This is a genomic window from Anaerocolumna sp. AGMB13025 (assembly GCF_029689925.1).
GTDB lineage: Bacteria > Bacillota > Clostridia > Lachnospirales > Lachnospiraceae > Anaerocolumna.
Genome location: NZ_CP121445.1, coordinates 181,157 through 195,105 on the forward strand (window position 1 = coordinate 181,157; position 13,949 = coordinate 195,105).

The window sequence follows — 13,949 nt, forward strand, 5'->3', positions numbered from 1 at the left end:
ACTTATCACGAACTCAATAACAACAAAGTTATGGAACTCGATCATGGTGTTTATATTGTGAAAATCATTATATAAGAAGGTCTGTTTTGCTATAAGAAGGATGTAAACAGGGAAAAAATTGACTATCGGTTTTTCTCACTTCGTGCAAAGAAATAGGTACCGATTACCAGAAAAACAACCGTAAGTACAGCAATGACAATCAGGCTGACAAGAGGGTTAAACAACACCACACTATCATACTCTTTTGTTCCAGAATAAACCACGGCACGGGTCAGATCAAGGCAATAGGTCATGGGCATGATACGGGATAATACATATAGAATGCCTTTTGAATTATTGATTGGAATAATGGCACCGGATAGAAACATCTGGGGCATGGTGATCAGCATAACTGCCATGTTTGCCATTTTATTGCTTTTGATAAGTCCAATAACGATCATAGCCAAGGCACCGGCAGATAAACACATGAAGGGAGCCATTAAAAGTATTAATAAATATTGTCCGAGGGTCAGGGAAATACCCATAAAGAATCCGGTTACTATTGTGCCAAGCATTCCTACGATTGCACCAAAAGAGGAACCAAGGATTTTGCCGATTACAATGGAATATCGGGATATAGGCGAAATCATCATTTCCTGGGTGAAATCTGTTACATGGTCTTCCACTAAGGAGGAAATACCGGAAGCGGTAGTCATAAACAGCATATTTACCAGCATGCCAATCAACAGATATTGATTATAATTAAAACCAAGTCCTCCTGCCATGTTTTGAGAAAGGCTGCCGCCAAGCATGCCCATCATAACGATAGGCATGGCAAGACTCATAATCAGCATACCCGGAGATTTGAAACATAAGTTGATATCACGGGCTAATATGGTAATTACTACATTTATTTCTCTTAGGAGTTTTGGTACGGGCTTTTTTAATGTCATTTCATTCATACGGTTTTTCCTCCGGTTCTTAATAAATAATCTACATAAGCATCTTCCAGTGTTGGCTCCTGCATTTTAAGAAGTGTAAGCTTGGTTTTTAGTTTAGCTATAATTTCCTGGGCTGTCATATCCTGATATGGAACGATAACGTGATCTTCCACACGATGTTCCATTCCCATAGCCGATAATTCATTTGTAAGGGCCAAACGATTATCAGAATCTAAAATAATCTCTTGCTTAAGCAAGTCTTGTTTCATGGAGTCAGGAGTCCCGTTAAAAGCTATTAGTCCTTGATTTATAATGCAGACTCTGTCCACATGTTCTGCTTCATCGATATAATGGGTCGTTAGGAACACGGTAGTTCCGTTCTCCCGTCTGACTGCATTAATATAGTCCCATAACCCACGTCTGCTTACTGCGTCCAGTCCTTGTGAGGGTTCATCTAAAAATAATATTTTGGGAGTATGGATTAAGCTGCGGATAATCTCAAATTTACGCTGCATGCCACCCGAAAGTTTTTTGATTGGTTTGTTTAAAGCATCCTGTATGCCAATGATTTCAGCCAGTTCTAATACCCGCCTGCGATAAGCTGCAGGCATCATTTTAAAAGTCGGACGGTAGCTGTACATGCCATATAGACAGGCATGAAACCGGATATTTTCTTCGGCTGAGAGCTGGGGGTCAAGACTGGGCTGCTGAAAGATAATTCCTACATTCTCCCTGACGCGCTTTGCTTCTTTACCAACATCATAACCGGCTATGAACACATTACCGGAGGTTTTGGACAGGGTGGTGGTCAGGATTGAAATTGTCGTTGTTTTGCCTGCCCCGTTTGGACCTAAAAAAGCAAAAAATTCCCCTCCTTTTACATCGAAATTGATACCCTTAACGGAGGGCGTTTTCGCTTTATCATACTGTTTTACTAAATTTTCTACTCGGATCATTTTTTCCATATTTTCACCATTGCATATCACAGGCAAAGCCTGTGATACTGCCACAAATAAAACAGAGTGAAAGAATCACAGCGTGGCACCTTTCTTTTTTCAACATTTTCTTTCACTCATTACACCCATTGCATATCACAGGCAAGACCTGTGATACTGCCACAAATAAAACAGAGTGAAAGAATCACAGCGTGGCACCTTTCTTTTTTCAACATTTTCTTTCACTCATTACACCCATCTAAATAAATTAACCTCTGTTTTGTTAACAACCTTATCATAGCGTTGTTAATTAAACAGAGGTTAAACCCAATTTAAACGGAATGTAAACCTATCAAATTACTTATCGAAATATTAATATGGAAAAGTTTAGTCGGACTCCTTTTCTTTGGGGAATTTAATCGTGAAGGTGGTTCCGTTGCCAATAGAACTTTCCACTTCTATTGTTCCGTTGTGAAGCTCAACAATCTTTTTTACCAGAGCGAGACCAAGACCGTTTCCGCCCAGATCCCGGTCCCTTGCTTTATCCACCTTATAAAAGCGCTCAAAAATATGGAGTTTATCTTCCTCGGAAATTCCAATGCCGCTATCTGCAATACGGCATACAATCATAGAATCCTCACGTAAAACAGAAATAGTGACCATGCCGCCCCTGGGGGTAAACTTAATGGAATTGTGAAGTAAATTAATCCAAACCTGAGCCAGTAAATGTTCATCACCAAACATAGATATGTCCTCTGCTTCCAAAGAAATATCCAGATTCTTCTCCGACCATAGCGATTCCAGCAGTAAGAGTGAGCTTTGTATCTGCTTGTCTAACCTGAATTTAGAACAGGAGAGCGGAGTGGCATTTGCGTCCAGGGAAGATAACTTAAGGAGATTGTCACTTAGTTTTGAAAGTCGTTTACTTTCAGCCGCTATAATGTCAATGTAATGAGCCTTCTCTTCGGCAGTGACCGAACCGTTCCTAAGTAATTCGGCGAAGCCGGAAATAGAGGTAAGGGGAGATTGTATCTCATGAGAAACATTGGCAATAAAGTCCTGCCGTAGATTTTCCATGGTTCCCAGCTCATGAGCCATTTTATTAATGGTTTCGGCTAGTTCTGAAAAGGGGTCATACTTTTCCACTTTCATTACTACAGAAAAATCACCCTGAGTAATCCGCTTCATGGCATCAAGTGCTTCCCCCAAAAGTTCCCGGTGGTCATTGTGCTGATGTTTTCTGCGATGGGTAGTAATTATAATTTGAGCAAAGGCCCAAAAAATGTATAGTCCCACAACACCGGTAATGATATAAGTCCAGATTTTTACCGGCGCTCCGGTATATTGATAGATAAAGTCTGTTAGGAGATAAGATAACCCAAAACATACACCGAAGAAAAAGGTAGAAACGATGATACCAACTGCAAAACGGAAATTATCTTTTTTTCTATTCCTGTTCATGAAGCACCTCCAGGCGATAACCTAATCCTCGGATGGTGGAGATCTTAAATCCGTATTGCTCACTGGGGAATCGCTCACGCAGGCGATTAATATGAACATCCAGTGTACGCTCATTGCCTTCAAAATCATAACCCCAGATATCTTCTATAAGCTGATCTCTGGTAAGGGTTTTTCCTGTCATAGAACCAAGCTTATACAAGAGTTCGAATTCTTTCATCGGGATGTCACTCTGGGTGTTGTTACAGGTGACAGAGTAACTGGACTTATCGAGGAGAAGAGTCCCAATTTCCACAACATAATCAATTTTGTAACGTTTTAGCAGGGATTTTACACGCAGGATAAGCTCTATTCCCTCAAAAGGTTTTGTTAAATAATCATCTGCTCCCAGTTCAAAGCCTTTTACTTTTTGACTTAACTCCCCTTTTGCCGTTAGCATCAGAATCGGTAGATCCGGATAATATTTTCTGGCAAGGCGGCAAAATTCAAAACCATCCATTTCAGGCATCATAAGATCAAGTACACATAAATCGATTTTGTTTTCTTTTAACTGCTGCAGGGCTTTTCGCCCATTGGCGGCTTCGAAAATCGTATAGCCTTCGTTTTTAAGCAGGGTTCGCTCAAGCTCACGGATATATAGGTCATCATCTATAATCATTATATTGGTCATAAAAAGTATCCTCCACAATCTGATTGTAAAGCAGGAATGTAAACGCAAGTTAAACAAAATGTGACAGGACTGAACGATGACAAGCGGATTACCTGTTTACCATAGAGTTATACGTCTTGTTTTATCAATATACATTTTATCATTGATTGAAATATTATATGTCTTATAAAATTCCTCATTGTTTTTTAGAACACCATTAACCCTCAATTTATATATAAGATGTTCATCTACAGGAATTAAATTATAAAGGTAACTTTCTTTATATATAATTCTCCAAGTCGATGCAAATGTTCGGAAGAATAAATCAAAGTCTGCATTGCTATATTCATTTAATAAATCAAGCATGCATCTCATAGCACAGTTATCAGCGAAATTTTCTTGTAAAGTTAACTGCCCGTCAACCTTTAAGTCCTCTATAATACTCATACCGTTATAGAAGAGTACTAGTTCTTCCAGCTTTTTATTATGTAATGCGTTATCATCAATATTTTCTGTAAAATTACCTTGATAATCATAGGTTAGTCCATTGGAATCAAAGGAATGCGCAATTTCATGTCCAATTAAAAACCCGATTGTAGCCAGTAATTCTTCATACCTATAGTTTTCAGTCAGAAGTCCATTTATTAGCCCTAAGGGAATATTAATAGAATTGGTATTAAAATCATAAGAAGTATTGGTGGAATAAGTTTCTTCGCCATATGCATTTGGAATTTCATTCATATTTTCATTCAAATATTTCTTATACAATATAATATTTTCAACGATAGTTTTATTATAATTATTGTTTATTAGATCAAGATTATGAAACAAATCCTTTTGTTCTAAACATCCGATATTTCGTTTCATTTTTCTTAATTTAATTATTGTATGCTTTTTAAGTGGTGCTGAAAGCCAGTCTACATTGTTCAATTTTGTAATATAACATTGAATGATATCTTCTGTAATTTTATTTACCAATTCCAGTTTATGCTCATTATGATATATTGACGCGTATAGAATACCTAAGCTATTCCCAAAAAATTTGTTTGTTATATGCAGTGCAAATTCATCAGAAGATTTACTGACTTCCCCATAAAGATCCGCATCATATTTATCTTTATATTCTTTGAATTTGCCGCCAATATAGTCGATATAGAATTTGAGGGTATTGGTCTCAATAAAATTTTTTATGATAGTAAGGTTATTTTCTACGAAATATTCATTTAAAAATTCTAACCATTTCGTACCATATGTAACTATATCCATCTCTTCATGCAATCTAACATTATTTATTATGCTGCCAATTGCTTTATTACAATATCGGTTTCTAAATTCAGCATCCGAATATTGAAAGGCACAATCAACATCATCGCAATAATTACTTAGTTTTTCTTCTAGTATCAAGGTATTTTCAACTTTTTCCTTGGCACTATCGTAGGTATAACCTATTAGAAGATAGTTTTTCATTAGATATTCTTTGTAAATTGCTCTTTGATCGTTATTGAAATCAGGTATATTGGGCGGACATAAGTAAATACTATTTACTTCGTTATTATATATATTGGGTTCTATATACACTTGAATTAAATCAAATTCTATACGAAAACCATTTGCCAATAAGATTAAATCATTCAAATTGTTAACCATCTCAATTTCATGGATTATATGATATAACTGATTCGTCTCATTGCTCGAATTTTTAAAGGAATCTAATATACATCTGTAAAAAAATTTAACTTGACAAAAGGTGTTAGAGTATAATTCATCACCTTTCAATAAGTTTGTTAAAATCTGTATTTGATTATCTTTTAATTCTTGAAATACCGAATTAACTTTATTATTATTATGTATCCGTGCACTATTAAGCCATTTTTCATTAATAAATGTGTAAAAATCATCTTTTAATATTGCCATAACTGCCTCATTTTTCCTATTAGTATATTTAATTCGAGTACCAAAAGGTCAATTTTGCACATGATATTCATAAAATACACGTTGAGAGACTTTTGACACTCGAATCATATTAGCTAGTATTTCATTAATAGTTTATTTTTTATAACATATCTTTCATTTGAAATATTTTCAAAATACTCATCGTGACTAATAACTATAATTTTCTTTTCGATTGACTGGTTCTTAATATATTTTATAACATTTGTTATACATTCCATATCAAGATTAACTAAGGGTTCATCTAATATCCAATATTCTTTATTTCGGTTAAACCAAAAAAATCGACACAAAGAAATTTTCTGCTGTTGTCCTAAGGAAAGATTTATAGGAGATAATGTGATGATTTTATTTAAAAAATCCATATTAAAAATTTCAATCATCTCTTTTATAAAACTATCATCCGGATCTTCATCTATAAAAATATTGTTAATCACTTTATCTTCAATAAATAAGTCTGTTTTAGCCATCATTCCGATATTCTCAGTAGTTGGTACAATGTTTTGATTTTTACCGGATCTTATTCCGGATGAAAACCCCATAATACAATTCATAAAGTAGGATTTACCGCATCCGTTTTCTGCATTAATTAAATATAAATTTGGGGTTTTTATTACGAAATTATCAACATAAAACAATTTATTATCCTCAACATATACTTCAGTGTCAGATAGTTCTAATTGATTTCCATATTTATAATCATTCTCTTCCGAACTTTCAAATTTTAGTATATAATTAATGCGATTAAAAAGTGGCTTAGCATTTTTTAAATCAATACGTACGGACACGATGGAAGTAATTTCCTGAAACAAAAATACTATAATCTGCGACATCATGATTAATTCGCCAAAGCTGATTTTATTATACATAACCATAACAGCACCGATACAATATAATAATATTAGTGTTGATTGATCCAGTAATCTTGGCAAAATTTTTAAAAAAGTATAAAAGAAATTATATCTAATTCTCGTACCTCCCCATTTATCCAGTATTACAGAAAATCTGTTTAAAAAAAAGTTTTCTTTTTTTATCATTGTAATGGCTTTTTTATTATCTACAATATTATTAAAGCATTTCACAACATTATCTATATCATTTCTTTCTTTTTCAATTGATTTGTTAAAATCCTGCTGATTTAATTTCGAGAATATAATGAATATGGGTATTATCATAATTGTAATAATAGCGATTTGAAGATTAACAACTCCAAGCACAATAATGTATATGGCTGTTTGAATTATTGTTGTAGATAACAAAATTTTATTATTAAAAAATGCAACAGCGGCAATATTTGTTTCAGATATAGCGGTGTTAAAAACCATTCCCTTATCAAGTTTATTAAAAGCGCCGGATGACATATTTAATATTTTACTAATTAATTTCTTTCTAATATCATTAGCTAGTATCGTACAGCACTTATCACCCAAATATTCAATAAAATAGAAATTGAAACCATACACTAATATGGCGATAAAAATTGAAATTACTCCCCATAAGATTATTAAATTCAATTTCTGCGTTATGATTATATGATCAACTAACATTTCAGTAGCTAAGGGAAAATATAACATCATTATTTTACCAACTAAATGTGTTATGAAAAGGAACAAAAAAGTTCTTTTCATACTTTTTGTATATGGTTTTAAAGAATCATACATTTATTAATCTTTCCTCCCTGTTGTAAGCCATTACCCAACGATTTATATCGTACTTTCGTATCCATACAAACGGATTAACTCATTGTACTGATATTTTTCCGGAATACATTCGTCATCTCCTAAAGTCTCCAGATTATAACACCCCCCAAAACATATGGGGAGATATTTGCATTCTTTGCATTTCTCTTTTTCAAAGATGTTCCTATTTATTTTTGAATAGTAATTGCTATATAAAACCATTTCTCCATCTTCAGATATTTTTCCGACACAATTAGTTCCGGATGTAGCAGAGCAATGATATAATTTCATATCCGGTGATATTAAAAAAGTATTTATACAATCAAATAAGCAGTTACAATATTTCATACTCGAATATCTTGGAATACCTAACCCTTTATTGATGATTGTTTTATATACTTGAATCAAACTCTTTGCATAATCATTTTTATTTTTAAAATATAAATCAGATTTTTCATGATTAAAATCATGGGTCTGCTGAAAGCTAAAGTCAACTCTATCATTTGTTAAGATACCATGCTTTTCCATTTCAGTTAGATATTCGGAAATATAATTAACATTATTTGTATTCAAATTAATTCTTATAGTAAAAGTTATATCACTATCAATTTTTAAGCAGGACACTATATTGTTTATGATTCTTGAGTAGGTACCTTCTTTACTATGGGTTATTCGGGTTAAATTATGTATTTCTTCTGGTCCGTCAATCGTTATCTGTATATCCTTTATATTTGTATATTCAGTAAAATTTTTGTATAGGTTAGCATCAAGAGAGTATCCATTGGTTGTAATATAATTACTTATTTCTAAGCCATTATTATTAGCTTGTAACTTAGTTAAATATTTTTCGATATTTAATATACAGTCAACATTTAATGTAGGTTCACCGCCAAACCAATGTATTCTGATATTGTTTATTCCTCTGCTAATTGAGTTATCGATAAATTTAATAAATATTTCCTGACTATTTTGATCGAATGTAGCAGGGATATGGTCCTGATAGCAATAGGGGCAGGAAAAATTGCACATATTAGTTGTCTGCACAGTGACATGCAGTTTCGTACTATCATATTTCATTCGCATGTTATTAAAATATAGCTCTTCAACCTCGTCAGTATCACTATAAACGATAAAACCCATATTTTTAAATGTTTCAAGGGTCTCATTATCTGTAACTTTATTTAACTCGCTAAAGGTTTCATAATTCATTTTGTCCATTTGTACCATGTAACCGGATTTGGTGTTATGCAGGAAAAACCCATCCTCATCTTTTACTACAACATTATATCTTGAATATTTATATTCCATATAATTTCCCCTCATTGGTTAATTATAAGGGAATCATTTGCTAAAAAATGATCCCCTTATAATTTTTTTGTTAACTTAATAAATTGTCAACTATCTGGGTTTTGTTACTACTGAACCATTGCAGCAATTACCCTGTGCCTTTTCTTTTCTGACAGGTTTTTGAATGACTGAGAATTTAATCATTATACTACCTCCTCTCTTGGTAAGATTAAATATGTATAGTGTACGAAACACTATATTGGAATTATATACCATATAATGGACATGAGCAACCATATTTATACAAAATTTACCAATTGATTCTACGGTTGAATTGACACTGTAATTCGCTGACAAAATCTAATAAAATCCAAACTTAACCATAATTTTTAGAAAGCAAGTAAATGAAATAAAAAAGAAGTAGAGTTTCTATAAACCCAAGATTTCAGGATCCATGTAAAGAAAATAATACATATAAAAAATTGAAAACTATTCATTTATATCATGGAATAACATTACAATTATACGAATAGCAAGGGTTTTTGCCGAATCCAATTCTTCTTGCGGTCTTGCATTATGAATAGAATCATGGCTTACCTGTTCCACGATACCATAACTAATTCTTATTTTTTCGAGCAGATTGGTTTTAGAAAATCCCCCAGCCGTCAATAATTCATAAAGCTTTGTTAATATAGAATCTTCAAAATCATGAAATAAAATATATATATCTTTTTCAAGCAGAGACAATGCCATAAACTCATTATGGGCTTCCACATTCATTACATGGGATGAAATGACAATGTCAATTAAGTTTTTTATCATGTCAGACAGATTATCCTGGCTTATCGGGTTGTCAAACAAGGGCAGGAACTGCTCAGAAAGAGAAGCAAGATAGGACTTGACAACTTCTAAGAGGATGTCTTTTTTATCTTGAAAATAACTATATACGATACCCGTTGAAATACCAGCCTCTTTGGCAATTTCCGCTGTATTGGTTTTGTAGTAACCTTTATCACAAAAAAGCTTGTAACTTGTTCTTATAATACGTTGTTTTTTCTCAATTGAACGCTTTTGCCTTGGTTCCCTGATTTCCAGTTTTGCCATATTACTTCCACCTGCCTTAGTTTTATAACCTTATTATATAATAAAAATAAGGAGTTATCAATAAATGTGAAAAATATTTCATATTATATTGACAACCACCACCGAAAAGAATATGATATGAAATATGAAATTAGTTTCATGTTTATACTTGAATAGGCAAATAGAAGGGAGTTAGGTTACTATGAAAAAAAACAGAACAGGTATTACAATGAAGCACTATAAATTTTATCTCACCTTCATGCTTCTTGCTTGCGGAGGCGCATTTATCTGGCAATTCTTTATACCAAACTTAAGCGGGCAATTTACAAGCTGGGGAAATAATATGGGCTGGCAGCGCGAAATAGCCTTATGGAACATAGGTATTATCACAGCAATTATTGTGGCACTCATAAAAGAGAACCTGGAATATATGAAAATACTAACCATCCAATCCACTGTTCTTTGCTGGCTGTTAGGACTTAACCATCTCATTTCCTTATTACTGGATTTTTCTTTAGGCTATATTATACATGTTATGGGAATTTTTGAGGTTTTGCTTCTAGGCGGTATCTGGGGTACAATTTTACTATGTAAATCTATTAAGGTAACGAAATAAGTTACGTACTTTTGTTAAAACGATAGTTTCGAGGACTTTTACCAATAATGGCTTTAAACTGTTTGGTGAAATAGCTGGGGCTTCCAAACCCACAGTGTATCGCTATTTCAGTGATTGGTAAATTAGTAGTGCGAAGCAGTTTGGCAGCAGCGGCAATTCGATAATTCATTAAGTAGTTCATCGGAGTAGTATGTAAAGTGGCAGAGAACGAGCGTTGACATTCTCTAACACTTATTCCGGCAGAATCGGCCAGTTGTGTAACTGTAATGGAATCAGAATAATGAAGCTCTAACCATGTGAGCATATCCTTTAATCGTAATTCCTGCTGTGAATTGTGGGGTGTCTGTAAGTAATTTTGATTGCTTTTCAAGGTAAGAAGGATGTGTGATAAAGATTCTCTAACAATGAATTCGTAACCTTCTTGTTCCATGGCACAAGCCTGGTAGGCATTTTCAAATAATAAAAAGATATCTGAGCTGGAATCACGATTGCCTTGATACAGGGCCCTTATTGGAGAAGCATGTTCTATAAAAGGCCGGACGTACAACAGATCAAAAGCACTGCCGGGTGCACCGGCTATAATGACCGGATCAAATACAATGGAATGAAAACGGCATGGCCTTTCGGTCAAGGCATAGATTCCATGAAGAACATTGGAATTCACAAAGTAACCATCGCCAGAATGAAGTTCAAACTCTCCATTCACTGTTGTGATGCGGACTTTGCCTTCGTCAAGAACAAATAGTTCCATTTCACGATGCCAGTGTGACGGCAGATTTTTTGTGACATATTGATGAATATCACCAGTATATGCGGAACATGGAAAGAAAACGGTTCCTCGTTCGATCGTTTCTTCTTTCTGTTCATTCAGGGAAATATCATAGGTTGTTGAAAGCATACGTTACTCCTTGCAGATTGTCGTTATAATTATAGTTTATGGCGTATATTAGAAAGAATCAAGCAAAAATATGCGTTATAATTATAAAATGATAAGACGGAAAGGATAGGTGAGAATATGGCATTGAAATATTTTATTTTTGACTTAGATGGGACCTTAATTGATACGGAGCAGGCCATTTTAAAGACATGGCAGCAAACCCTGAACGAATATGGATACACTTATTTGATTGACGAAATTAGATGTGTTTTAGGAGTGACGACAGAAATAGGATTAAAGAAGTTAGGTGTTATTGTTGATAACGATTACACAAACAAATGGCAGGTTAACTACTCGAAACATGCGAAGGAAACCGGCTATTTTGAGGGAACTAAGGAAATGCTTCTGCATTTGAAAGAGAAGGGCTGTTCTGTCGGAGCTGTCTCATCACGGTCAAAGAAGGAGTATGCTGACTTCTTTTCAGGATTTGGGTTTGAAACTATATTTGATAAGGTTATTTTAGAAGAAGATACCGCACAGCATAAGCCGGAGCCGGAACCATTATACAAATATATGGAATTAGTGGGAGCAAGTAAAACAGAATGCATATATATAGGCGATATGCCAAGTGATATTCAATGTGCAAATAATGCGGGTATCGTGTCAGGGTTAGTGACCTGGAACGGTGCAGGTGTTGTTTGTGAGGAAGCAAAAATGATCTTTAACTCTATTGATGATGTACTGGCTTTGGTATAACATCTTCAATTAATCTTTCACACATTCTTATATGTGGCTGTATCACAGACCAGCCTAGGATATATATGGGTATAAATTATAAAAATGACTATTCAAGGAATAAAAATATGGGCTCCTGATCCGAAGGTTGTAAAGCCATCTTCAAATATATGTTACTGGGATATAAAAGATAAAAATATAAACCGGGATAGAGATATGAGAATAAAATATAAAAAGGTATACCGTCAAGCTTATTAGGTGCTTCGGTATACCTTTTTTACTTTATAGCTTATATCTATATTACTATTGCATTTATATATTTTACTTATATTAGATAGGATGCTATTATACATATTATACTAATTTTTATTGAAAGGAACTTTATTTTTATGAATATTTGTAAAGTTTTTGTGCCTTTTGGTGCACTTGGTACAGGAATCACAGATGAGGCTTTTGCCAGAGGCATGGAACTGGGCCCAGACATTATATCTGCAGATGCGGGTTCCACAGATTCCGGTCCCTATTATTTGGGAACAGGAAAGGCGAAGTACGCAAAAGAAGCAGTAAAAAATGATATGAGGATGCTGATAATTGCCGCAAATAAGCAACCCATCCCCATTACCATAGGTACCTGCGGTACCTGTGGAGTGGATGCCTGTGTTGACGAACTGGAGGAAATCTGCAAAGAAATCTGTACAGAAGAAGGTATCTCTGCTAAAATTGCAAAAATTTATACCCAACAATCCCCTCAGGTTCTAAAGGAAAAGTATCAGGCCGGAAAAATCAAGCCATTATCTGCTGCACCTGAAATAAATGAGACCCTATTCGAGGAATGTTCCAACATCGTTGCTTTATCCGGAGTCGAACCTTTTATTGAGGCATTAAAGGCCGGTGCCGACATTGTTTTATGCGGAAGGGCCACCGATACAGCGGTAATAGCAGCAATGCCGATTCTAAAAGGCTGTAATGAAGCAGCTGCCTGGCATGCGGCCAAAACAGCCGAATGCGGCTGTATCTGTACAACCAACCCTGCTGGAGGCGGTGTCTTTCTTACGGTGGATGAATCAGGCTTTTTAGTTGAGGCTACTGCACCCGATAGCAGCTGTTCTGTATATTCCGTATCAGCGCATCTTCTATATGAGAATTCCGATCCCTTTTATCTGGTCGAACCCGGTGTTGTGATTGACACAACACAGTCAGTCTATGAACAGCTTGATAACGGAAAGGTTTATGTTAAGAATACAAAGCTTAAAAAAACCCCCTATACCATGAAGCTGGAAGGAGCCGCTCCTGCAGGATATCAGACCATATCACTTGTTGGCATTCGAGACAGAGATATCATGAAAAATCCGGAAGCATGGATTTCATCCCTGAGAGAGTATACCGAAAAGAAACTGCTCAAGCTCGGTTTTGATCCTGCAACCTATACCTACTCATTAAAACCTTATGGCTGGAATGCTGTATATGGAGGTGCTGTACCGGAGGACTATATCCCAAATGAAATTGGATTACTGCTGTCTGTAACAGCAAAATCACAGGAACTGGCAACAAAGGTTGCTAAAGTTTTCAATCCCTATCTGCTTCACTTCCCGGTACATAAGGATAAGCAGCTTCCTACCTTTGCATTTCCTTTTTCTCCTGCAGAGATTGAAAGAGGCAAACTTTATAAGTTCACGCTGTATCATGTCGTTGAAGTTGATAATCCACTGGAGCTTGTTCGGATGGAAATGAATGATGTTCACAGACAGGAGGTAAAATAG

Annotated in this window: 12 protein-coding genes; 3 read left to right on the forward strand and 9 right to left on the reverse strand. The window is 34.8% G+C overall.

What is annotated here, in order from left to right; genetic code table 11:
- Window positions 1–122: 122 nt before the first annotated feature.
- The 8 genes from QA584_RS00725 to QA584_RS00760 all read right to left on the reverse strand — a co-directional run bounded on the left by QA584_RS00725 (window position 123) and on the right by QA584_RS00760 (window position 9,982).
- A complete protein-coding gene (locus QA584_RS00725; RefSeq protein WP_278272611.1) occupies window positions 123–941 on the reverse strand; it encodes an ABC transporter permease in 819 nt (272 codons plus the stop codon).
- Window positions 938–1,885, reverse strand: a complete 948-nt coding sequence (locus QA584_RS00730; protein WP_278272612.1) for an ABC transporter ATP-binding protein — start codon at window positions 1,883–1,885, stop codon at window positions 938–940. The genes QA584_RS00725 and QA584_RS00730 overlap by 4 nt, the downstream gene beginning before the upstream one ends.
- A 357-nt stretch (window positions 1,886–2,242) precedes the next feature.
- Entirely contained in the window at window positions 2,243–3,316 is a 1,074-nt protein-coding gene (locus QA584_RS00735) for a sensor histidine kinase (RefSeq protein WP_278272613.1), read from the reverse strand.
- A complete protein-coding gene (locus QA584_RS00740) occupies window positions 3,303–3,983 on the reverse strand; it encodes a response regulator transcription factor (RefSeq protein ID WP_278272614.1) in 681 nt (226 codons plus the stop codon). The genes QA584_RS00735 and QA584_RS00740 overlap by 14 nt, the downstream gene beginning before the upstream one ends.
- 96 nt (window positions 3,984–4,079) lie before the next feature.
- Complete coding sequence (locus QA584_RS00745; RefSeq protein WP_278272615.1) at window positions 4,080–5,876, reverse strand: M13 family metallopeptidase; 1,797 nt, start codon at window positions 5,874–5,876, stop codon at window positions 4,080–4,082.
- 113 nt (window positions 5,877–5,989) lie between these two features.
- Window positions 5,990–7,573 carry an ABC transporter transmembrane domain-containing protein gene (locus tag QA584_RS00750; protein ID WP_278272616.1) on the reverse strand — a complete coding sequence of 528 codons (1,584 nt, stop codon included), beginning with the start codon at window positions 7,571–7,573 and terminating at the stop codon, window positions 5,990–5,992.
- A gap of 42 nt (window positions 7,574–7,615) precedes the next feature.
- Window positions 7,616–8,899 (reverse strand): radical SAM/SPASM domain-containing protein, encoded by a 1,284-nt coding sequence (locus tag QA584_RS00755; protein WP_278272617.1) that lies wholly within the window; start codon window positions 8,897–8,899, stop codon window positions 7,616–7,618.
- A 468-nt stretch (window positions 8,900–9,367) separates the two neighbouring features.
- Entirely contained in the window at window positions 9,368–9,982 is a 615-nt protein-coding gene (locus tag QA584_RS00760) for a TetR/AcrR family transcriptional regulator (protein ID WP_278272618.1), read from the reverse strand.
- A gap of 181 nt (window positions 9,983–10,163) precedes the next feature.
- Between QA584_RS00760 and QA584_RS00765 the strand changes: the two genes are divergently transcribed.
- Window positions 10,164–10,577, forward strand: a complete 414-nt coding sequence (locus QA584_RS00765) for a hypothetical protein (RefSeq protein ID WP_278272619.1) — start codon at window positions 10,164–10,166, stop codon at window positions 10,575–10,577.
- Between the two features lies 1 nt (window position 10,578).
- On the opposite strand, the gene QA584_RS00770 is transcribed toward QA584_RS00765, so the two are convergent.
- A complete protein-coding gene (locus QA584_RS00770; RefSeq protein ID WP_278272620.1) occupies window positions 10,579–11,475 on the reverse strand; it encodes an AraC family transcriptional regulator in 897 nt (298 codons plus the stop codon).
- Window positions 11,476–11,592: 117 nt separating this feature from the next.
- Here QA584_RS00770 and QA584_RS00775 point away from each other — a divergent pair, with 117 nt between their 5' ends.
- On the forward strand, window positions 11,593–12,210 hold the full coding sequence (locus tag QA584_RS00775; protein ID WP_278272621.1) for an HAD family hydrolase: 618 nt from the start codon (window positions 11,593–11,595) through the stop codon (window positions 12,208–12,210).
- A 368-nt stretch (window positions 12,211–12,578) separates the two neighbouring features.
- Window positions 12,579–13,949, forward strand: coding sequence for an acyclic terpene utilization AtuA family protein (locus QA584_RS00780; protein ID WP_278272622.1), 1,371 nt, complete (start codon window positions 12,579–12,581; stop codon window positions 13,947–13,949).

What these genes read in the sequence shown, in the direction of transcription:
- QA584_RS00725 (WP_278272611.1), bottom strand. Translation starts at nt 941, where the DNA reads ATGAATGAAATGACATTAAAAAAGCCCGTACCAAAACTCCTAAGAGAA.
- QA584_RS00730 (WP_278272612.1), bottom strand. Translation starts at nt 1,885, where the DNA reads ATGGAAAAAATGATCCGAGTAGAAAATTTAGTAAAACAGTATGATAAA.
- QA584_RS00735 (WP_278272613.1), bottom strand. Translation starts at nt 3,316, where the DNA reads ATGAACAGGAATAGAAAAAAAGATAATTTCCGTTTTGCAGTTGGTATC.
- QA584_RS00740 (WP_278272614.1), bottom strand. Translation starts at nt 3,983, where the DNA reads ATGACCAATATAATGATTATAGATGATGACCTATATATCCGTGAGCTT.
- QA584_RS00745 (WP_278272615.1), bottom strand. Translation starts at nt 5,876, where the DNA reads ATGGCAATATTAAAAGATGATTTTTACACATTTATTAATGAAAAATGG.
- QA584_RS00750 (WP_278272616.1), bottom strand. Translation starts at nt 7,573, where the DNA reads ATGTATGATTCTTTAAAACCATATACAAAAAGTATGAAAAGAACTTTT.
- QA584_RS00755 (WP_278272617.1), bottom strand. Translation starts at nt 8,899, where the DNA reads ATGGAATATAAATATTCAAGATATAATGTTGTAGTAAAAGATGAGGAT.
- QA584_RS00760 (WP_278272618.1), bottom strand. Translation starts at nt 9,982, where the DNA reads ATGGCAAAACTGGAAATCAGGGAACCAAGGCAAAAGCGTTCAATTGAG.
- QA584_RS00765 (WP_278272619.1), top strand. Translation starts at nt 10,164, where the DNA reads ATGAAAAAAAACAGAACAGGTATTACAATGAAGCACTATAAATTTTAT.
- QA584_RS00770 (WP_278272620.1), bottom strand. Translation starts at nt 11,475, where the DNA reads ATGCTTTCAACAACCTATGATATTTCCCTGAATGAACAGAAAGAAGAA.
- QA584_RS00775 (WP_278272621.1), top strand. Translation starts at nt 11,593, where the DNA reads ATGGCATTGAAATATTTTATTTTTGACTTAGATGGGACCTTAATTGAT.
- QA584_RS00780 (WP_278272622.1), top strand. Translation starts at nt 12,579, where the DNA reads ATGAATATTTGTAAAGTTTTTGTGCCTTTTGGTGCACTTGGTACAGGA.